Source organism: Burkholderia cenocepacia, from assembly GCF_900446215.1.
GTDB lineage: Bacteria > Pseudomonadota > Gammaproteobacteria > Burkholderiales > Burkholderiaceae > Burkholderia > Burkholderia cenocepacia.
In genome coordinates, this window is record NZ_UAQZ01000012.1 from 211523 (window position 1) to 230328 (window position 18806).

Consider the following 18806-nt stretch of genomic DNA (forward strand, 5'->3'; position numbering starts at 1 on the left):
TCGCGCGCCCGCCGGCCGCCCCGCGCGACAACCGGCCCGAACCCGCTCGCGGCCCGTCCGGCGGGCGATCGCGGCCGATGCGCACGCGCCCGGCCCACATCGGCGCTTGACCTGCGCCGACCGACTCGCTAGCGTTTCGGGTTTGCCCGGGCGGCCGTTGCCGCCGGTGCCGTGAGCGCGCCCGACGTCCTGGCGCGCGCGGCCGGGTTCCGATGGAAAAGACGATGCAGAAACTCGATGCGGCCAGCCCGCAGGCGATGTCGACGGATTTCACCGCCGACAACGTCGCGCGCCTGAAGGCGCTGTTCCCCGAACTCGTGACCGAAGGCCCGCACGGCGCGTCGGTCGACGTCGACGTGCTGAAGGCGCTGGTCGGCGAGCGCACGGTCGGCGACGCCGACGAGCGCTACGGCTTCCACTGGCACGGCAAGCGCGCCGCGCGCCAGGCCGCGCTCACGCCGTCGACGGGCACGCTGCGGCCCTGCCCCGACGACAGCGTCGCGTGGGACGACACGCGCCATCTGGTGATCGAGGGCGACAACCTCGACGTGATGAAGCTGCTGCACAAGAGCTACGCCGGCAAGGTGAAGCTCGTCTACATCGATCCGCCGTACAACACCGGCAGCGATTTCGTCTATCCGGACGACTTCAGCGACAGCATCCGCCACTACCTGGCGATGACGGGCCAGACCGAAGCCGGCGTGAAGCGCAGCACCAACACCGAGGCGAACGGCCGGTTCCACACCGACTGGCTGAACATGATGTATCCGCGCCTGAAGCTCGCGCACGCGCTGCTGTCCGACGAAGGGCTGATCGCGGTGCACATCGACGAGCACGAAGTGCATGCGCTGGTGCTGATGCTGCGCGAGATCTTCGGCGAGGAAAACGAGCTCGGCGTGGCCGTGTGGGACAAGCGCAACCCGAAGGGCGACGCGCGCGGCGTCGCGTACCAGCACGAATCGCTGGTGCTGTTCGCGCGCAACGCCGAGACGCTGCTCGAACGGGCGCCGCTCAAGCGCCCGAAGCGCAACGCGCAGCGCATGCTCGACGCCGCGCACGACGCGGTGTACCGCAGCGGCAACCCGAAGGACGCGCAGAAGGCGTACCGCGCGTGGATGAAGGCGCAGACCAACCTGTCCGGCGGCGAGGTGATGTACGACCGGCTGTCGGCGGAAGGCCGCGTGTACCGCCTCGTGTCGATGGCCTGGCCGAACAAGAAGAAGGCGCCCGAAGAATATTTCACGCCGCTGATCCACCCGGTCACCGGCAAGCCGTGCGCGATGCCGGCGCGCGGCTGGCGCAACCCGCCGGCGACGATGCAGGCGCTGCTCGAACGCGGCCAGATCGAATTCGGCCCGGATGAAACCACGCAGCCGCAGCGGATCTACTACCTCGACGAGAACATGTACGAGAACGTGCCGTCGGTGCTGCCGTTCGCCGGCTCCGACGACGCGCTGCTGAAGACGCTCGGCATTCCGTTCGACCTGCCGAAGCCGGTCGACTTCGCGGCGGCCGTGATCGGCTGGTGCACGCGCGGCGACGACATCGTGCTCGACTGCTTCGCCGGCTCCGGCTCGACCGGCCACGCTGTCATGCAGGTGAACGCGACCGACGGCGGCGCGCGCCGCTACATCCTCGTGCAGCTGCCCGAGGCGCTCGACCGCCGCGACAAGACGCAGACGGCCGCCGCCGATTTCTGCGCGAAGCTGAAAAAACCGCTGACGCTCGCCGAAATCACGAAGGAACGCCTGCGCCGCGCCGCGCAGCAGGTCGCGCGCGACTATCCGGAAAGCTATGGCGACCTCGGCTTTCGCGTGTACCGGCTCGACACGACCAACGTGATCGAGTGGGACCCGCGCCGCGACGACTTCGACCATGCGCTCTTCGCGTCCGTCGAACACGTGAAGACCGGCCGCACCGAGGACGACCTGCTCGCCGAGCTGACGCTCAAGCTCGGCCTCGACCTGTGCACGCCGGTCGAGCATCACCAGGTGGCCGGCAAGACGGTGCACCTGATCGGGCGCGCGATCGTCGCGTGCTTCGATGCGCGCCTGTCGCGCGACGACGCGGGCCCGCTCGCCGACGGCATCGTCGACCTGCTCGACGCCACCGGCGCGTCGCGCGACGTCACGTGCCTGTTCCGCGACAGCGGCTTCGTCGACGACGTCGCGAAGCTCAATCTCGCCGCGCTGCTCGAACAGCACGGCGTGAAGCGCGTGCGGAGCCTGTGATGCGGCTGCATTTCGAAGCGGATCTCGACTACCAGCGCGAGGCGATCGACGCCGTCTGCGACCTGTTTCGCGGCCAGGAATCGTATCGCGGCGACTTCAGCGTGCTCGCGAACGCCGCGCCCGGCACGACGGCCGCCGCGCAAGGCTCGCTCGGCTTCGCGGTGTCGGAGCAAGGCGTCGGCAACCGGCTGTCGCTGACCGACGACGCGCTCGCGCGCAATCTCGCCGACGTGCAGCTGCGCGGCGGGCTGCCGCCGTCCGGCCTGCCCGGCTCGCGCGACTTCACCGTCGAGATGGAGACCGGCACCGGCAAGACCTACGTGTACCTGCGCACGATCTTCGAGCTGAACCGCCGCTACGGCTTCACGAAATTCGTGATCGTCGTGCCGTCGATCGCGATCAAGGAAGGCGTGCACAAGACGCTCGCGATCACCGAGGATCACTTCCGCGCGCTGTACGCGGGCGTGCCGTACGACTACTTCCTGTACGACTCCGCGAAGCTCGGCCAGGTGCGCCACTTCGCGGCGAGCGCGGCGATCCAGATCATGGTGATGACGGTCGCCGCGATCAACAAGAAAGAGATCAACAACCTCTACAAGGACAGCGAGAAGACCGGCGGCGAGAAGCCGATCGACCTGATCCGCGCGACGCGGCCGATCGTGATCGTCGACGAGCCGCAAAGCGTCGACGGCGGCCTCGAAGGGCGCGGGCGCGAAGCGCTCGCCGCGATGGCGCCGCTCTGCACGCTGCGCTATTCGGCCACCCACGTCGACCGTCACCACATGGTGTACCGGCTCGATGCGGTCGACGCGTACGAGCGCAAGCTCGTCAAGCAGATCGAGATCGCGTCGGCGATCGTCGAGGATGCGCACAACAAGCCGTACGTGCGGCTCGTCGGCGTGTCGAACCGGCGCGGCGCGATCAGCGCGCGCGTCGAACTCGACGTCGCGACGGCGGCCGGTGTGAAGCGCCAGATCGTGTCGGCCACCGACGGCGACGATCTCGAGCGCCTGACCAAGCGCGCGCTGTATGCGGGGCTGCGGATCGGCGAAGTGCATGCGGTCAAGGGCGCCGAATACGTCGAGCTGCGCCATCCGGAAGGCGAGGCGTTCCTGTCGCTCGGCGAGGCGTTCGGCGACATCGACACGCTCGCCGTGCAGCGCGAGATGATCCGCCGCACGATCCGCGAGCATCTCGACAAGGAGCTGCGTCTGGCCGAGCGCGGCGTGAAGGTGCTGTCGCTGTTCTTCGTCGACTCGGTCGAGCGCTATCGCCGCTACGACGAGAACGGCATGCCCGTGAAGGGCGACTACGCGCTGATCTTCGAAGAGGAATATGCGCGCGCGGCCCGCGTACCGGCCTACCGTGCGCTGTTCGACGGCGTCGACATCGCCCTCGAGGTCGAGCGTGCGCACAACGGCTACTTCTCGATCGACCGCAAGGGCGGCTGGACCGACACGAGCGAAAGCAGCGCGGCGGCCCGCGAGAACGCGGAGCGCGCATACGGCCTGATCATGCGCGAGAAGGAAGCGCTGCTGTCGTTCGACACGCCGCTGAAGTTCATCTTCTCGCACTCGGCGCTGAAGGAAGGCTGGGACAACCCGAACGTGTTCCAGATATGCACGCTGCGCGACATCCAGACCGAACGCGAGCGCCGTCAGACGCTCGGCCGCGGGCTGCGCCTCGCCGTCGACCAGGACGGCGAACGCGTGCGCGACGCGGGCGTGAACACGCTCACCGTGATCGCGACCGAGCGCTACGAGTCGTTCGCGGAAAACCTGCAGAAGGAAATCGAGGCCGATACGGGCATCCGTTTCGGGATCGTCGAGCAACACCAGTTCGCGGCGCTGCCGGTGCAGGAAGACGACGGCCCCGCGCATGCGCTCGGCATCGAGCTGTCGCGCGTGCTGTGGAACCATCTGCACGAGCAGGGCTACGTCGACGCGCAGGGCAAGGTGCTCGACCGGCTGAAGGATGCGCTGCGCCAGAGCGCGCTCGTGCTGCCGGACGCGTTCGAGCGGCTGCGCGCGCCGATCGTCGCGACGCTGCGCAAGCTGTCCGGCCGCTTCGCGGTGCGCAACGCCGACGAGCGCCGCGCGATCGCGTTGCGGCGCGATGCGTCGGGCAAGGCCGTCGTGTTCGGCGAGGATTTCCGCGCGCTGTGGGATCGCATTCGCCATCGCACCGTGTACCGCGTCGAGTTCGACAACGCGAAGCTGGTGCGCGACTGCACGGCCGCGTTGCGCGACGCGCCGGACATCGCACGGGCGCGGCTGCAGTGGCGCAAGGCCGAGATCGACATCGGCAAGGCCGGCATCGAGGCGATCGAGGTGGCCGGCGCCGGCACCGTGCTGCTCGACGAAGGCGAGTTGCCGCTGCCCGACCTGCTCACCGAGCTGCAGGACCGCACGCAGCTCACTCGCCGTTCGCTCGCGACGATCCTCGCCGACAGCGGTCGGCTCGACGATTTCCGCGTGAATCCGCAGCAGTTCATCGCGGTGGCGGCCGATGCGATCAACCGCTGCAAGCGGCTCGCCCTCGTCGCGGGCATCGCGTACCGCAAGCTCGGCGAGCGCCACGTGCATGCGCTCGAATCGTTCGAGAGCGAGGCGCTGACCGGCTACCTGCGCAACCTGCGGCCGGACGCGCGCAAGTCGATCCACGAAGCGGTCGTATGCGAGACGGACGCGGAGCGCGCGTTCGCCGATGCGCTCGAAGCGCACGACGGCGTGAAGCTGTACGCGAAGCTGCCTGCATGGTTCCGCGTGCAGACGCCGCTCGGCAGCTATCACCCCGACTGGGCCGTGCTCGCGGAACAGGATGGCGGCGAGCGGCTGTACTTCGTCGTCGATACGCCGAATGCCGACGGCCACGTGCCGAGCGAGCACGAGCGCGCGAAGCTCGCGTGCGGCGACGCGCATTTCCGCGCGCTGGTCGATGGCGACGACGCGGCGCGCTTCGTGCGCGTCGGGCGGGCGGATGCGTTGTTCGAATCGGCCTCCGGTGCGCCGCCGGCGGGCGGCGGGCGGTAAGACGAAGGGCGGCGACGAGCCGCCCTTTTTTATCGGCGTGGCTCGGCTTTTATCGATCGTGCCGGGTGCCCGCGTGTCGCCTGTTGCTCCGGCCGGTTTTCATCCTGTCATTCGCGTGAAAGCAATCCGTATTCTCGCGGGCGGGCGCGGCGGTTACGGCTGGTTGCAAATCGGGTCGGCACGATGTTTCCGGTCGCCAGCCACGTTGCGTTTTCACCATGAAAAAAGGGCGCCGAAGCGCCCTTCTCCTGCATTCGCTGGCCGAGCTTACAGCGTGCGGCCGAATGCGTTGCGATGCGAATGATGCGTGGACGTCGACGCATGGGCGGTATGGCCATGCGCGTGCGAGTGACCGCGGCCCGGCTGCGTGCCGGCGCGATCGGCGATCGTGTCGGAACGGTCGGCCGCGCGCGCGAGGCCCTTGTCGCGGTCGCCCGCGTGCATGCCGTTCGAGTTGCTCAGCGCCTGGCCGCTCATGTGGCCGCCGGACATGCCGCCCGCGTTGCCGCCCGAGCCGCCCGAGCCGCCTGCGCCATGACCGCCGCCGTTGCCCCCGCCACCGCCATTGCCGCCGGCCGCCGCATGGGCGGACACCGAGCCGAGCGCGAGCAGCGCGACCGTCAGGACGGACAGATATCGTTGCTGTTTCATCTGGTGCTCCCTGGAGCGCGTTTGTGTGACTGCATTTTATGAACGCGCGACATTCGCGCCACACGACGTTGTAAATGATCGTAACGACGCGTGCGGCACGCATTCGTCGGATCAATTCGGTGCGCGCATGAACGCCGGAACGAAGCACCGGAGCGACGCCACGGCATCGCCCCGGTAACGAGGTCGCTTACTGCGCCGGCTGCATGCCCTGCACGGCGGCCTTGTGCTGCGCGGCCTGCTCTTGCGCCTGCTTCTTCGCCATGTGATGGCCGACGATACAGCCGCCGACCGCGCCAACCACCGCGTGGTGTCCCGCGTAGTGGCCGGCCACCCCGCCGACCACCGCGCCCTTCATGCAGCCCGCCGCGTGCGCGCTGCCGATCGTTGCGAGCGCAACGACTGCGGCGGTTGCATACCGTCCGATGTACCGGATGGGATTCATGTGATCACTCTCCTCAGGTCGTCGTGATCAGTGCGCTCGTGAGCCGGTCGCGCTCAGTCCCAACGGCCGCGCCAGCCGCCACCGTCACGCCAGGCGCGCTCGCGCCACTCGTGCTCGCGCCATTCACGGCGGCGCCACTCGTGTTCACGCCACTGACGCGCACGCCAGTCGTCATCGCGATAGCCGACCGGCGCGTACATCACCGGCGGCGGCGGCGCGACGTAGACAGGCGCCGGCGCCGTGTAGACGCCCGGCACGCCGATGCCGACCGACAGGTCGACGTGGGCCGATGCGACGCCCGAGGCTGCCAGCGCCGCTACACCGAGAACTGCACCGAGAATCAGTTTCTTGCTCATCTCGCGACTCCCTGCACGTGTCGTGCTTCATGTGAATACGGTTCGGAGTCTAGGCACCGGACGCTGACACAGGTGAAACGGGTATGCGAGACAGGTAACGGACGTTTACGGGTGCCCGCAAAGCCTTGCGGGACAAGGAAGAGGCGGCGTTCCACACCCCGTTGCAACGATGCGTCGGGTCGGTAAAAAGGGGAATTTTCGGCACGAAACCGGGCAACGGGATCGAACCCGCCGGTGGGCATCGCGAGCGAACCGCCCTCACCTTCGCGGCGCGAGCGGTTCGCAGCAGCGCTGCGTTACGCGCGGATATCGTCGACGCTGCGCAGCCAGTGCACGCTGAACAGGTGGTCCGCGTCGGTCCACACGGTATCGGGCTCGAACCCGGCGCGGCGCGCCATCGCATGAAAGCCGTCGATCGTGAACTTGTGCGAATTCTCCGTATGGATGCGTTCGCCGGCTTCGAAGCGGAACGTATGGCCGCGCACGTGCACGGTCTGCGCGACGTCGCTGACGAGATGCATCTCGATGCGCTGCCGCCCGCGATCGTAGAACGCGCAGTGCGAGAACGCGTCGACGTCGAAGTCCGCGCCGAGCTCCGCGTTCGCGCGCACCAGCAGGTTCAGGTTGAACTGCGCGGTCACGCCCTGCGCGTCGTTGTACGCGTGATGCAGCGTACGCTCGTCCTTCACGAGATCGGCGCCGACCAGCAGGCCGCCGCCGCGCAGCAGCCGCGCCGCGTCGCGCAGGAACGTGTCGGCCTCTTCCGGCGAGAAGTTGCCGATCGTCGAGCCGGGAAAGAAACCGATGCGCCGCCGCGGCGTCTCGGTCAGCGCGGCCAGTTGCTCGGCCTTTGTGTAGTCGGCCGCGAGCGGCGCGACGTCGAGCCACGGATAGGCCGCCCGCAGCCGCGCGGCCGCGCCGTGCAGGTAATCGGCGGAGATGTCGACCGGCACGTAGCGCGCCGGTGCGTTCGCGTAATTGTTCGCGAATGCGTCGAGCAGCACGCGGATCTTCTCGAGCGAACCCGCGCCGAACTCGACGATGTCCGCATGCGGGCCGACGCGCTGCACGATCTCGGCCGCGCGATCGCGCAGGATGCCGAGCTCGGTACGCGTCGGGTAGTACTCGGGCAGTTCGCAAATGCGGTCGAACAGCGCGGAGCCGGCCGCATCGTAGAAGTATTTCGGCGGGATGCTGCGCGGCGTGCGCGACAGTCCGTCGATCAGGTCGCGCTCGAATGCGCTCGGCCGCGAATCGCGGGCGGGTTGCAGGCCACCGCTCGTGGCCGTCAGGTCAGACGTCTCGCGCAAGTCGCACTCCCGTGAATTGCCAGCGTACCGCCGGCGGAAAGAAATTGCGGTACGTCGGCCGTTCGTGCCCGGGCGGCGTCGCGATGCTGCTGCCGCGCAGGACCTGCTGGCCGACCATGAACTTGCCGTTGTATTCGGCCGCGACCCCGGCCAGCGGCCGAAAGCCCGGATACGGCTCGTAGGACGACCGCGTCCACTGCCACACGTGGCCGAGCATCTGCCGGATACCGTCGGCCGCGAACGCGGTTTCCCATTCGAATTCGGTCGGCAGCCGCGCGCCGGCCCATTCCGCATACGCGGCCGCTTCGTAGAAGCTCACGTGGCACACCGGCGCGTCGGGTGCGAGCGGCTCGACGCCGTGCAGGCCGAAGGTGCGCCGCACGCGCGTGGCGGCCGCATCGTCGTCGTCCGGCATCCAGTACGCGGGCCCTTGCCACCCTTCCCGCTGCACCGTGGCCCAGCCGTCGGACAGCCAGAATTCGGGGCGCGTATAACCGCCATCGGCGACGAACGCCGCGAATTCCGCGTTCGTCACGAGGCGGTTGGCGATCTCGTACGGCCGCACGAGCGCGGTGTGACGCGGCCGTTCGTTGTCGAACGAGAACGCGTCGCCATCGTGGCCGATCTCGACGAGCCCGCCGCGCTGGGGCAGCCAGCGCAACGGGCCGGCGTCGCCCGCGGCGAGCGCGCATCCGGCTTCGTCGCCCGTGCGTGGCCGGAATGCCGGCCGCAACGGGTTGCACGAGAACGCATGGAGCATGTCGGTGACGATCAGTTCCTGATGCTGCTGCTCGTGATGCAGGCCGAGCACGAGCTCGGGGGCAATCGCGTCGAGCAGCGCCGCATCGGCGCCGGCCAGCGCGCGCAGCATCGCATCGTCGACGTATTGCCGATATGCATGCACCTCGTCGAGCGACGGACGCGTGAGCAGCCCGCGCTGCGGCCGCGGATGGCGCGGGCCGAGCGCTTCGTAATAGGAATTGAAGAGGAACTGGAATGCGTCGTCGAACGGCGCGTAGCCGGGCACGCGGCGCATCAGCACGACGGTTTCGAAGAACCAGGTCGTATGCGCGAGGTGCCATTTCGTCGGACTCGCGTCCGGCATCGACTGCACGGCTTGGTCTTCGGCGGACAGCGTCGCGGTCAGCGCGACGCTATGGGCGCGCACGTCCTGGTAACGGCGCTGAAGCGGGGATGCAAGAAGGCTCATCGGTTTACCGTCCACGTCGCGATTCGCTGCGTTGCGTTGCCGGAAAAGGGAAAGCCTTGCGCTCGAATGCGCGCGGCTGACGTGCGATTTGCTGCTGCGTCGTCGGGCAGCCGGCGCGCGCGCCGGGCCGCGGATGCGGCGTCACTTCGTCTGCCCGTGCAGAACAGTATGGTCCAGAAATGTGAACGTCGCGAATCGGATTTCGGCTGAAACGAACAAGAAAGAAAAATGAAAGCATTCGTGATGTCGGCATCGCATGTGCAACGGACGGTCGGCGCCGGTCGCGACGGGGCTCGGCCGGCGGACGCAATACCCATGCCCGCGGCTGCGCACTCCTGACGTCCGGTGACAACCGCACGGCGGGCGTGAAAGGTCGATGGCGCGCGTTCGTCGGAAGCGTCGCGTCATGCGGACGCTTCGGAGGTCGATATCGCGTCCTTCGACGCCCTGCTCAAAGGCTCATCGGCCCTTCGCTTGCCGCTGCCCGCTTCGGCGGTCCAAAAATTTTTTGCATCGATGTCACACACGCGGGGCGCTCGCTCGTCATATCAGCGGAACCCACACGAAAGGAGAAGGAACCATGACTGCGAAACTCAATCCGTTTGCCGCCGCCCCCGCGCTGATGAAGAGCTGGATGACCGTGTCGGTCGCGGCGGCCGGGAGCCTCGAGCCGACGCTGATCGAGCTGGTCAAGATCCATGCATCGCAGATCAACGCGTGCGCGAACTGCCTTAACATGCACACCGTCGAGGCGCGCGAGCAAGGCGAGACCGAGCAGCGCATCTACCTGCTGTCCGCGTGGCGCGAAGCGCCCTGCTACACCGACCGCGAGCGCGCGGCGCTCGGCTGGACCGACGCGCTCACCCGGCTGTCGGAGGGCCATGCGGCGCACGAAGCGGCCTACGCGGCGCTGAACGACCATTTCAGCGAGGAAGAACAGGTGAAACTCACGGTGATGATCAACGTGATCAACGGCTGGAACCGGCTCGCCGTCGGCTTCGGGCTGTGGGTCGACCCGGCCGATGCGAAGGCCGCCGCCGCGAAGATGGTGGCCTGATGCCGAGCCTCGACCCGGCCAGCGGCCGCGCCGAACAACAGGCCGACGCGGCGACGAGCTTCGACCCGCTGCGCCGCACGCTGATCCGCGTCGCGTACCGGATGCTCGGCTCCGTCGCGGATGCCGAGGACATGGTGCAGGAGGCGTTCATCCGCTGGATGGACGTCGACCGTACCGAGGTGCGCGTGCCCGAGGCGTTCCTGCGCCGCATGGTGATGCGCATGTGCGTCGACCAGCTGAAGTCCGCGCGACACCAGCGCGAGACCTATATCGGCCCGTGGCTGCCCGAGCCGGTCGTCGAGGAAGACGAACCGGACGACGTCACGCTGCCGCTGCTGCTCGCGCTCGAACGGCTCTCGCCGCTCGAACGCGCGGCGTTTCTGCTGCACGACGTGTTCGGCCTCGAATTCGACGAAGTGGCCACGACGATCCAGCGCGACCCGGCCGCGTGCCGGCAGCTCGCCGCGCGGGCCCGCACGCACGTGCGCGACGCGCGGCCGCGTTTTCATGTCGAGAAGCAGCGCGGGATCGAACTGGCCGAAGCGTTCTTCGCGGCGTCACGCAGCGGCGACATGCGTGCGCTCGGCGCGATGCTCGCCGAGGACGTGAGCCTGCATTCCGACGGTGGCGGCAAGCGCGCGGCGGCCGGCAAGCCGGTGTTCGGCTTCGAGCGCGTGATGCGGGTGCATGCGTATCTGGCCGAGCTGTTCGCGACGCATGCGTCGACGCTCGTGCGGGCCGGGTTCATCAACGGGCTGCCGGGCTTCGTCACGCGGGAAGCCGACGGCGAGCTGCAAACGACTGCGCTGGAGATCGACGACGGCAAGATCGTCGCGATCTATGTCGTGCGGAATCCTGACAAATTGAAGCATCTGCACTGAAGGCGGCGTGCGCATGCGCCGTGTGCGATGTGCCATATGAACGCATGGCGCCGGCGCCGCCCTCTTCTTTCTGCCCTGCGTTGCCGGTTGCCGGCTACCGCGATCAGTACATCGCGCCTCCGGCGTTGCCCATCATGAACAGCAGTACGCCGAGCAGCGGCGTCGCGACGGCGAAACCGGCCGCCGCCAGCCAGTTCGTGCCGCCTTGCGCCTCGAGCAGCGCGAGAAACGATTCGCGGGACGTCGCGTTCGGGCGCAGTTTTTCGATCCTGCGTTCGACGTGCCGCTTGTAGAGGCCGTTCCCGTACCAGCCGAGCGACACCGCGATCGCGATCGTGGCCGGGTCGAGCACGCTCGATTCGAAGTATCCCGGGAAGTACAGCAATTCGACCAGCGTGATGCCGAGCGTGACGGCGAGCACGGTGGCCGCCTGCCAGTACATGCATCGGTACGCCAACCAGACCGGGCCGAGAAAGCACGCGGCCCAGTTCCACGATTGCCGGCTTTTGCGCGAGTCGGCGATCGCCCATTTTCGTTCGAACCAGGCGGCGTTCTTGCCGACGTAAGCGGCGATTTCGTCATTGCTCGCAGGCGATGCAGCGGTCGAGACCTCGGACATGATCGTGTGCTCTCAGTCGCGCGGAACGCGCGTCGTTGTTCTGATGCGGTGGAAATCGGGTGACGGGCGAAGTCGCCGCGTCGATGCGCAGACGATTCTACGCGCCGTGCAGCGGCCGTTGTGTGGCAGATCGGGATGTCGAAGAGAGCATACGATGCCGCGGTTCCGGCAACGCATCGGGGCTTCGCGCGTCGTTTCGGACCGGAAAAGAAAAACGCCACGCGAAGTTGCCGCGTGGCGTTTGTATGTTTGGCGAGCCGCGTTGCCTGTAGGCAAGTTGTGCTGCCGGACCCCTTCATTTTGTTCGTTGGTAGGCTCGATTGGATTCGAACCAACGACCCCCACCATGTCAAGGTGGTGCTCTAACCAACTGAGCTACGAGCCTAAGAGACGGTTTCAAAAAGGCCCGGTGGGGCTGTTAACTTGCGCGGCGAGCTGTTAACCTCAGGCATCGGAACAACTGAGACCGAGGAGATGGCCAAGCCGATCATTGACGACGAACTGTGGACATTGATCGAGCCGTTATTGCCGCCACCCAAGCCGCGGCGCGAGAAAAACCCAGGCCGCCTGCCTGTTTCGAATCGCGCCGCGCTGACCGGCATCCTGTTCGTTCTCAAGACCGGACTGCGCTGGCGCGACCTGCCCGCCGAGATGGGCTGCGGCTCGGGCGTGACTTGCTGGCGACGGCTACGCGATTGGCAGGCTGCGGGCGTATGGGATCGCCTGCACGAATTGCTGCTTGCGAAGCTGCGAGCAGCAGACCAAATCGATTTCTCGCGAGCCGCAGTCGATTCCTCATCGATTCGCGCCGTTGGGGCGGGCCAAAAACTGGGCCAAACCCCACCGATCGCGCGCGACCAGGTTCTAAGCACCACATCGTCACCGACGCCAATGGCACGCCGCTCGCGGCGATCCTGACCGGCGCGAACGTTCACGATGTCACGCAGCTGCTGCCGCTGATCGATGCGATTCCGCCAATTCGTGGGTTGCGCGGCCACCCACTGCAGAGACCGCGCGTGGTCTACGCCGATCGCGGTTACGACTCTGAGCGGCATCGACGCGCGTTGCGCGATCGCGGTATCGAGCCGGTTATCGCCAAGCGCCGCACCGAACATGGCAGCGGCCTTGGAAAATATCGCTGGGTCGTTGAACGCACGCATGCCTGGCTGCATCACTTCCGTCGTCTCCGCATTCGTTTCGAGCGCCGTGCAGACATTCACGGCGCGTTCCTCAAACTCGGTTGCTGCCTGATCTGCTGGAATACCCTTCGGCGGGCCGACCAGTCTTTATGAAACCGTCTCTAAGAAGCCGCGAATTATAGAGAGGGTTTCGGGGGAGCACAAGCCCTTCGTGAAAATTTTTTGAATCGACGTGTGCGGTGGGCTGACGATCGATGTTGCCTCGCGAGGCCGCGAGCGTGAGCTTCACCTGTTCGCATCACAGCAAAACGCGTCGATGTGATGCGGTGTTATCCACATTGCCCTCTGGATAACCGTCCGGGAAGTCTCTGGATTCACAGTGGAACGATTGAGGATATGTCGGCGAGTCTGTGAATCGACGAAAAGTTGTTCTGTGCTGCCGCGCGCTGTTCACGTCGCGCACCCAGGGTTATGCATTTCGCTTCGCGTTGAAAATTCAGTGCGTTACGGAGGTTATCCACTGTGGGGCACAGCGTTTGTTAACTATCACTACGTATATATACGAACCCTGTTAGCACCTTTGGATAAGCACAGTCCGGCGACTGTGCTCCGCTCAGGACATGCACTGCGTGCAGCGGCTGGATGAACGAAGCGGAACGCTGTGAAGTGCTCGAGCGATACGTGAGCCGTCATGTCTGTAGAATCGCCAGCATCCAGGATGCAAAGGCTCGGCGAACGGGCTCACGGCAAATGACCGATGCTTCATCGCCCCGTCTCCAGGCACTCGATATCGATACGATCGTACGCAGGATGCAGCAACATCCAGGCGACATCGTGTTCGAGCGACGCGTGTCGATACCGGAAGCCGAGGTCCTGTGTTGCCGCTACGAGGGCGAGCGATTCAACGTGAAGTTCGATCTCGACTACGGCATGTTTGTCGAGCGTGTTGGCATGCTGTCCGCCGAGGACGTCGCGAAGATCGTTGGATGGCTCACGAAGGAGGCAGGGTGATCACGGCAGACGATACGGGGCGAAGCGATCGATGAAGGCACCTGTCAATGAGATGCTGGTGACGGATATCGCAGGCCGCGTTGCGGTCGTCGTGACCGAGCTGACAGCTGCCGCCGATGTGCTGAAGCAGTTGGGCTTCGCTCGACAATCCGATCGCTGGGAACGCGCGATCGCAGATGACCATGACCGCCAGGCGCTCGTAGCCGCGCTCATCGATCTCGATGCGCTGTTCTCCGCAGGCCGTGACTGGAGCCCGCAGGCACTCGTCGAGTATTACCGGGAGATCGGTGTCGTTCGAAGTGGTTACCGTTCGGTTGCATGGCGCGGGCCGTCGCAATACGTGGTCGAACGACATGACTGAATCACGCGAGGCAACGCGATGACGTACACGGTCCCGATGGTGTCGCGCGGCGAAATCGTGCTGTCCGACGGAAACCGTACCGTGCGGGTGCCTGGCGAGGCATTGTCGTCCGGCGTGGACAACGGTCCCGCATTCGTCGTCTATGTCGATTCGACGAAGTACGTCGAGCCCCAAGGCGATGGCGAGACGATCGATAACGCCACGCGCGAGGCCGTGATCTCGGCGATCACCGACTATTTTTTTGTCGCGACGTACAACGGTTGATTTCGAATCCTGAGCCAGTCACGAAACCGAGGAAAGAGCAGAGTGATGCGAGCGGCGCTTGCAAAGGGAGCAGGTAACGGGACCGATCATGTGCCGTCCGCACGGACCCGATAACGGGATCACGATATCCGCGGGCATTGCCGCGCGCATCCGGCAGCGCGGGCAGTTTTCGCCCGGTGATATTCGCAGAACACGATGAGCACGTTGAATTTCGGCACGGTCGACCAGTGTTCGGTCACGCTCAACACAGCGACGCTGCTGGGCCTGAAGGCTACCTACGAAGACTTTGCGGCGACCGGGCAGGATCTGCATAACTTCGAGATCTGCATCACGGATAAAAGGGCATCCACGGTGGACCCCGTGCCAGATGACGATGTCGTCACCATCACGTTCGTGGCAAAGCTGATTCCGGGTATGCGCGGACTGGGCAATGCAAATCGGCTCGGGAAGTCGATCCACTACGTCATCGCGCCGGAAACCGGCGAGATTCTCGGGAGAGTCGGGACGAAGTGACCCGACGCGCGAGCGGCGGTGTGTGGATAACCGGCGCACGATCCAGTTGAAACCCTGTGCATCCGAGCGGTGAGCGTCCCGGTTTCGATGGGCTCGTCGGCCTGAATGCATTGCCCGGCAAGGCTTTGCCGACCATGAAAGAGGGCAGCGAACGAATCGCCGGCGACGTCCGGATGTCGAATGCCGTGTGGATATCGTTGACTCGAAGCCACTCGAAACCGGCTGCATTCAATGGGTGAGCGTAGTCGAACCCGGCGAAGACGATCGGTCAATTACCCGGGTTGTGGATATCGATGCCCAAAACAACGAGAAACGCTGTGCATGTCAACGGTGAGCGAACCCATCGAAGTCAGCACGCAGCACCATCAGGAGAGGTGTGGATATCCCGTTCCGCGGCGACTCGAAACCCTGTGATTTTAAAGGTGAGGGTGCCAGCGAGGTTTCGGTGTGAATAACAGTGCGAGCAAGTCAGTCGAAACGCTGTGCATTCGAGTGGTGAGCACGCACCGGTGCAAGCCGGCCAAGCCGCGCCAAAAAAGGCGCTGGCGGCCATTACCGACCGCCAGCCGGACGCGCATCCTGCCGCTTCAAGTCTGCTGATCGAGCGCCTGCACGACCGCCTTTTCCCCGAGACTCCCGGCCGGCCCGACCACCGCATAGTTGAGCCCGTTCACGGATCCATACCGCGCCAGCAGCGCGCCATCCACGCGTTGTCCAGCGGTTAGCAGCCGATGTTCCGATTCCGCGGGCCGGAGATAGAAGCTCAGCGTCCGCCCCGCGTCATCCTGATAGAGCACCATCGCGGCGGTGGCCCCGCTGTCCGTCGTGAACAACCGTCCACCGACTGGCCTGAACCCCGCCGCGCTCAAATCCGGCAGCTTCGCCGATGCGCCCACGCGCCGGGTGAGCCAGCCCTGCAAATCACCCGCACCGGTCGGCCGGTAATCGACCTTGGCCGTCCGATCGACCACCATCATCTGGTAAGCCTTGACCGCATCGCTCATCGGCGCGATGGGCGGCGGCGCGTTCCACCCGCGCGCCTGCCATCCGCCGAACGTCCCGAGCCCGACGCAGAACACGAACGAAGCCGCCATCGCGAACCGCATCCGCGAGCGTTCGGCTCGCCGGCCGCGAATCGCCGCCGGATCGAGCGCGGGATTATCGGCCGGCATCCGCACGCTCTCCAGCGCGGCCCGCAACCGCTGCGCGTCCTGCTGCCATTGCTTCACCTGTTCCGCACGCGCCGGATGCAGCGCGAGATAGCGCTCGACCGCGGCACGCGCATCGTCGTCGAGCTGGCCGTCGACATAGGCCTGAAGGTCGTGTTCGTTCGGAGGCATGTTCATTTCTTCATCAGCCGCAAGGAAGGAGCAGGAAGTTCCCCGTCGCTGAGCTGGCGCAGCGCCTGGCGCGCGCGGGAGAGCCGCGACATCACCGTGCCGATCGGCACCTCGAGCAGGTCCGCGGCTTCCTGATAGGTGAAGCCCTCGACCGCGATGAGCAACAGCAGGCTGCGCTGCTCGTCCGAGAGCCGACCGAATGCTTCGAGCGTCGCGCGTGCCGCGAATTCGCGTTCGGCGGACGGCCAGTGCGCTTCGTCGTCGTCGCGGATGCGGCCGAGCAGCCAGCTGTAGCGCTTCGCGCTGCGTTTGCCGTCGAGAAATTGTCGGTACAGGATCGTGAAGAGCCAGCTGCGCAACGACGCGTCGTCGCGACGGCTCGTCCAGCGCGACAGCGCGCGCTCGAGCGTCGACTGGACGAGATCGTCGGCCGCGTGGACGTCGCGCGCCAGCCAGAGCGCGAAGCGTCGCAGCCGGGGGATGAGTTCGCGCAATGCTTCGTCGTCGAGGGCGTTGGAGGGCATGGCCGGGCCGGTTGCCGAAAGGGTCGTGGATGCCGCGTAGGACGCCGGCCGGCATCGATTATTCCCTCCAGCATACGAAAAAACTTTTCGTGGAATAAAGCGGCGCGGGCGGCGTCCTACGCGCGTTCGACAATGATCTGACGATCGGGAGTGCATTGATGAAGCAATCTTCCTCTTCTTCGCCGCAGCGCGAGCCCGGGCGCGGGTGGTGGCGCTGGGCCGTGATCGGCGGCGCGGTGGCCGGCGTGGCCGCGGCGTTCGGCTATGCCGGCGGGTGGCTCGCGCCGGCGCGTCTGACCCCGCACCGGCTCGTCGACGCGCTGCAGACCAACAGCGGCGTCCATCCCGGCTACCGGCGCAATCACGCGAAGGGCGTGTGCGTGACCGGCTACTTCGAAGGCAACGGCGCCGCGAGCGCGTATTCGGTCGCGCCGTTCTTCAAGGCGGTGCGCACGCCGGTGGTCGGGCGCTTCGCGTTGCCGGGCGGAAATCCGTACGCGCCGGACAGCAGCGTGCCGATCCGAAGCCTCGCATTGAAGCTCACCGCGCCGGACGGCGAGCAATGGCGGACCGGGATGAACGCGATGCCGGTGTTTCCGGTCGCGACGCCGCAGGCGTTCTACGAGCAGACGCTCGCGACCCGCCCCGATCCGAAGACGGGCAAGCCGGATCCGGCGAAGGTGAAGGCGTTCTTCGGCGCGCACCCGGAAGCGGGCGCGTTCCTGAAGTGGGTGAAGGGTGCGAAGCCGAGCGCGAGCTACGTCACCGAAAGCTATTACGGGCTGAACGCGTTCTATTTCGTCGACGCGGCCGGCAAGCGCCAGGCGGTGCGGTGGCGCGTCGTGCCGGAGCAGGCGGCCGGCGCCGGCGCCGGCGACGTCGCGACGGCCGCGGATCCGAACGTGCTGCAGCAGGACGTGACGCAGCGCATCGCGGCCGGTGCGCAGAAGTGGAAGCTGCTGGTCACGCTGGCGGAGCCCGGCGACCCGGTGGACGACGCGACGAAGGTCTGGCCCGCGCAGCGCACGACGATCGACGCGGGCACGCTCGTGCTCGACCGCGTGGAGGCGCAGGACAGCGGCCCGTGCCGCGACGTGAATTACGACCCGACGGTGCTGCCGCAGGGGATCCAGGTGTCGGGCGATCCGCTGCTGGCCGCGCGCTCGGCCGCGTATGCGGATTCGTATCTGCGGCGCACGAGTGAAGAGGCCGGCGTGGCGGGCGCGGCGCGACTGAGTGGGGAGGGACGATGATGAAGGCTTCGACGACGTTTAGTGTGCCGGCGCGGGTGCTGCATTGGGTGATGGCCGCGATGGTTCTCGCGATGCTGTTCATCGGGGTGGGGATGGTGGCGTCCGTTTCCGAACGGCACGCAATCCTGGTGGCGATTCACAAGCCGCTGGGCGTGGCCGTACTGGTGCTGGTGTGTGTGCGGATCGTGGTGCGGATGCTGTCGAAGCCGCCGGCGTTGCCCGACGATCTGCCGTGGTGGCAGAAGGTGGCCGCGCACGGGTCGCATCTCGTGCTGTATGCGCTGATGGTGGCGATGCCGCTGATCGGCTGGGCGATGCTGTCGGCGGGCGGGTATCCGGTGACGCTGGGCGGTGGCGTGCAACTGCCGGCGCTGGTGTCGGCCGATCCGGTGACGTTCGCGTGGCTCCGGGTCGCGCATCGCGTGCTGGCCTATCTGTTCTTCCTGACGTTCCTCGCGCACTTTGCCGCGGCGCTGTATCACGGGCTGATTCGGCGGGACGGCGTGGTGAGGGCGATGGTGGGGCGGTAATCGATGGAAGGTTGGGTGCGATACGGCGGGGCTGTTCAAGGGCGACCGAGGCTGCGCCTGCCGTGCCGCCTATATAGGGGCA

General features: G+C 66.5%; 19 protein-coding genes and 1 tRNA gene. 11 read left to right on the plus strand and 9 right to left on the minus strand.

Annotated features, from left to right (window positions below; all coding sequences use genetic code 11):
• Nucleotides 1-212 precede the first annotated feature (212 nt).
• Nucleotides 213-2231 carry a site-specific DNA-methyltransferase gene (locus DTA15_RS18315; RefSeq protein ID WP_034178472.1) on the plus strand — a complete coding sequence of 673 codons (2019 nt, stop codon included), beginning with the start codon at nucleotides 213-215 and terminating at the stop codon, nucleotides 2229-2231.
• Nucleotides 2231-5263: a type III restriction-modification system endonuclease gene (locus DTA15_RS18320; protein WP_006487322.1), complete on the plus strand. Its 3033-nt coding sequence runs from the start codon at nucleotides 2231-2233 to the stop codon at nucleotides 5261-5263. Before DTA15_RS18315 ends, DTA15_RS18320 begins: the two co-directional genes overlap by 1 nt.
• A gap of 267 nt (nucleotides 5264-5530) precedes the next feature.
• Here DTA15_RS18320 and DTA15_RS18325 read toward each other — a convergent pair whose 3' ends face one another.
• The 5 genes from DTA15_RS18325 to egtB all read right to left on the minus strand — a co-directional run bounded on the left by DTA15_RS18325 (nucleotide 5531) and on the right by egtB (nucleotide 9232).
• Nucleotides 5531-5914, minus strand: coding sequence for a hypothetical protein (locus DTA15_RS18325; RefSeq protein WP_006487299.1), 384 nt, complete (start codon nucleotides 5912-5914; stop codon nucleotides 5531-5533).
• A 187-nt stretch (nucleotides 5915-6101) separates the two neighbouring features.
• Nucleotides 6102-6356, minus strand: a complete 255-nt coding sequence (locus DTA15_RS18330; RefSeq protein ID WP_006487314.1) for a glycine zipper 2TM domain protein — start codon at nucleotides 6354-6356, stop codon at nucleotides 6102-6104.
• Between the two features lie 53 nt (nucleotides 6357-6409).
• A complete protein-coding gene (locus DTA15_RS18335; RefSeq protein WP_006477218.1) occupies nucleotides 6410-6712 on the minus strand; it encodes a hypothetical protein in 303 nt (100 codons plus the stop codon).
• Nucleotides 6713-7008: 296 nt separating this feature from the next.
• On the minus strand, nucleotides 7009-8022 hold the full coding sequence (egtD, locus tag DTA15_RS18340) for an L-histidine N(alpha)-methyltransferase (RefSeq protein ID WP_006487311.1): 1014 nt from the start codon (nucleotides 8020-8022) through the stop codon (nucleotides 7009-7011).
• The gene (gene egtB / locus DTA15_RS18345; protein WP_006487298.1) at nucleotides 8006-9232 is read right to left on the minus strand and encodes an ergothioneine biosynthesis protein EgtB; all 1227 of its coding nucleotides are present in this window, start codon (nucleotides 9230-9232) and stop codon (nucleotides 8006-8008) included. Before egtB ends, egtD begins: the two co-directional genes overlap by 17 nt.
• 580 nt (nucleotides 9233-9812) lie before the next feature.
• On the opposite strand from egtB, the gene DTA15_RS18355 reads away from it, so the two are divergent.
• Complete coding sequence (locus tag DTA15_RS18355; protein WP_006487316.1) at nucleotides 9813-10289, plus strand: carboxymuconolactone decarboxylase family protein; 477 nt, start codon at nucleotides 9813-9815, stop codon at nucleotides 10287-10289.
• A complete protein-coding gene (locus DTA15_RS18360) occupies nucleotides 10289-11170 on the plus strand; it encodes a sigma-70 family RNA polymerase sigma factor (protein ID WP_006487324.1) in 882 nt (293 codons plus the stop codon). Before DTA15_RS18355 ends, DTA15_RS18360 begins: the two co-directional genes overlap by 1 nt.
• A gap of 103 nt (nucleotides 11171-11273) precedes the next feature.
• Here DTA15_RS18360 and DTA15_RS18365 read toward each other — a convergent pair whose 3' ends face one another.
• Entirely contained in the window at nucleotides 11274-11789 is a 516-nt protein-coding gene (locus DTA15_RS18365) for a DUF2628 domain-containing protein (RefSeq protein WP_006487313.1), read from the minus strand.
• A 308-nt stretch (nucleotides 11790-12097) separates the two neighbouring features.
• A tRNA-Val gene (locus DTA15_RS18370) sits at nucleotides 12098-12174 on the minus strand.
• Between the two features lie 89 nt (nucleotides 12175-12263).
• On the opposite strand from DTA15_RS18370, the gene DTA15_RS18375 reads away from it, so the two are divergent.
• The 5 genes from DTA15_RS18375 (at nucleotide 12264) to DTA15_RS18395 (ending at nucleotide 15077) form a co-directional block, all read left to right on the plus strand.
• Nucleotides 12264-13081, plus strand: a protein-coding gene (locus DTA15_RS18375) for an IS5-like element IS402 family transposase (protein WP_085964347.1) whose coding sequence is annotated in 2 segments (ribosomal slippage) — nucleotides 12264-12612 and nucleotides 12612-13081 — 819 coding nt in all. Because the reading frame shifts where the segments join, the coding sequence is not laid out codon by codon here.
• Between the two features lie 489 nt (nucleotides 13082-13570).
• On the plus strand, nucleotides 13571-13939 hold the full coding sequence (locus DTA15_RS39135; protein ID WP_227743239.1) for a hypothetical protein: 369 nt from the start codon (nucleotides 13571-13573) through the stop codon (nucleotides 13937-13939).
• A gap of 31 nt (nucleotides 13940-13970) precedes the next feature.
• Nucleotides 13971-14300, plus strand: a complete 330-nt coding sequence (locus DTA15_RS18385; RefSeq protein ID WP_012492979.1) for a hypothetical protein — start codon at nucleotides 13971-13973, stop codon at nucleotides 14298-14300.
• A gap of 36 nt (nucleotides 14301-14336) precedes the next feature.
• On the plus strand, nucleotides 14337-14564 hold the full coding sequence (locus DTA15_RS18390; RefSeq protein WP_227743238.1) for an Imm74 family immunity protein: 228 nt from the start codon (nucleotides 14337-14339) through the stop codon (nucleotides 14562-14564).
• A gap of 195 nt (nucleotides 14565-14759) precedes the next feature.
• On the plus strand, nucleotides 14760-15077 hold the full coding sequence (locus DTA15_RS18395) for a hypothetical protein (protein WP_012492978.1): 318 nt from the start codon (nucleotides 14760-14762) through the stop codon (nucleotides 15075-15077).
• Between the two features lie 587 nt (nucleotides 15078-15664).
• Here DTA15_RS18395 and DTA15_RS18405 read toward each other — a convergent pair.
• Nucleotides 15665-16423, minus strand: a complete 759-nt coding sequence (locus DTA15_RS18405; protein ID WP_006487304.1) for an anti-sigma factor family protein — start codon at nucleotides 16421-16423, stop codon at nucleotides 15665-15667.
• Nucleotides 16420-16941 (minus strand): sigma-70 family RNA polymerase sigma factor, encoded by a 522-nt coding sequence (locus tag DTA15_RS18410; protein WP_006487309.1) that lies wholly within the window; start codon nucleotides 16939-16941, stop codon nucleotides 16420-16422. The genes DTA15_RS18405 and DTA15_RS18410 overlap by 4 nt, the downstream gene beginning before the upstream one ends.
• A 158-nt stretch (nucleotides 16942-17099) precedes the next feature.
• On the opposite strand from DTA15_RS18410, the gene DTA15_RS18415 reads away from it, so the two are divergent.
• Both DTA15_RS18415 and DTA15_RS18420 read left to right on the plus strand, forming a co-directional pair.
• Nucleotides 17100-18194, plus strand: coding sequence for a catalase family peroxidase (locus tag DTA15_RS18415; protein ID WP_006493049.1), 1095 nt, complete (start codon nucleotides 17100-17102; stop codon nucleotides 18192-18194).
• Nucleotides 18191-18724: a cytochrome b gene (locus tag DTA15_RS18420; RefSeq protein ID WP_006487164.1), complete on the plus strand. Its 534-nt coding sequence runs from the start codon at nucleotides 18191-18193 to the stop codon at nucleotides 18722-18724. The genes DTA15_RS18415 and DTA15_RS18420 overlap by 4 nt, the downstream gene beginning before the upstream one ends.
• The last annotated feature ends 82 nt before the right edge of the window (nucleotides 18725-18806 follow it).

Bases quoted from the DNA above. Each gene is read 5' to 3' on its own strand.
- DTA15_RS18420 (WP_006487164.1), top strand. From the start codon at position 18,191: ATGATGAAGGCTTCGACGACGTTTAGTGTGCCGGCGCGGGTGCTGCAT.
- DTA15_RS18385 (WP_012492979.1), top strand. From the start codon at position 13,971: ATGAAGGCACCTGTCAATGAGATGCTGGTGACGGATATCGCAGGCCGC.
- DTA15_RS18360 (WP_006487324.1), top strand. From the start codon at position 10,289: ATGCCGAGCCTCGACCCGGCCAGCGGCCGCGCCGAACAACAGGCCGAC.
- DTA15_RS18335 (WP_006477218.1), bottom strand. From the start codon at position 6,712: ATGAGCAAGAAACTGATTCTCGGTGCAGTTCTCGGTGTAGCGGCGCTG.
- DTA15_RS18395 (WP_012492978.1), top strand. From the start codon at position 14,760: ATGAGCACGTTGAATTTCGGCACGGTCGACCAGTGTTCGGTCACGCTC.
- DTA15_RS18320 (WP_006487322.1), top strand. From the start codon at position 2,231: ATGCGGCTGCATTTCGAAGCGGATCTCGACTACCAGCGCGAGGCGATC.
- DTA15_RS39135 (WP_227743239.1), top strand. From the start codon at position 13,571: ATGAACGAAGCGGAACGCTGTGAAGTGCTCGAGCGATACGTGAGCCGT.
- DTA15_RS18330 (WP_006487314.1), bottom strand. From the start codon at position 6,356: ATGAATCCCATCCGGTACATCGGACGGTATGCAACCGCCGCAGTCGTT.
- egtB (WP_006487298.1), bottom strand. From the start codon at position 9,232: ATGAGCCTTCTTGCATCCCCGCTTCAGCGCCGTTACCAGGACGTGCGC.
- DTA15_RS18415 (WP_006493049.1), top strand. From the start codon at position 17,100: ATGAAGCAATCTTCCTCTTCTTCGCCGCAGCGCGAGCCCGGGCGCGGG.
- DTA15_RS18315 (WP_034178472.1), top strand. From the start codon at position 213: ATGGAAAAGACGATGCAGAAACTCGATGCGGCCAGCCCGCAGGCGATG.
- DTA15_RS18410 (WP_006487309.1), bottom strand. From the start codon at position 16,941: ATGCCCTCCAACGCCCTCGACGACGAAGCATTGCGCGAACTCATCCCC.
- DTA15_RS18355 (WP_006487316.1), top strand. From the start codon at position 9,813: ATGACTGCGAAACTCAATCCGTTTGCCGCCGCCCCCGCGCTGATGAAG.
- DTA15_RS18325 (WP_006487299.1), bottom strand. From the start codon at position 5,914: ATGAAACAGCAACGATATCTGTCCGTCCTGACGGTCGCGCTGCTCGCG.
- DTA15_RS18365 (WP_006487313.1), bottom strand. From the start codon at position 11,789: ATGTCCGAGGTCTCGACCGCTGCATCGCCTGCGAGCAATGACGAAATC.
- DTA15_RS18390 (WP_227743238.1), top strand. From the start codon at position 14,337: ATGGTGTCGCGCGGCGAAATCGTGCTGTCCGACGGAAACCGTACCGTG.
- DTA15_RS18405 (WP_006487304.1), bottom strand. From the start codon at position 16,423: ATGAACATGCCTCCGAACGAACACGACCTTCAGGCCTATGTCGACGGC.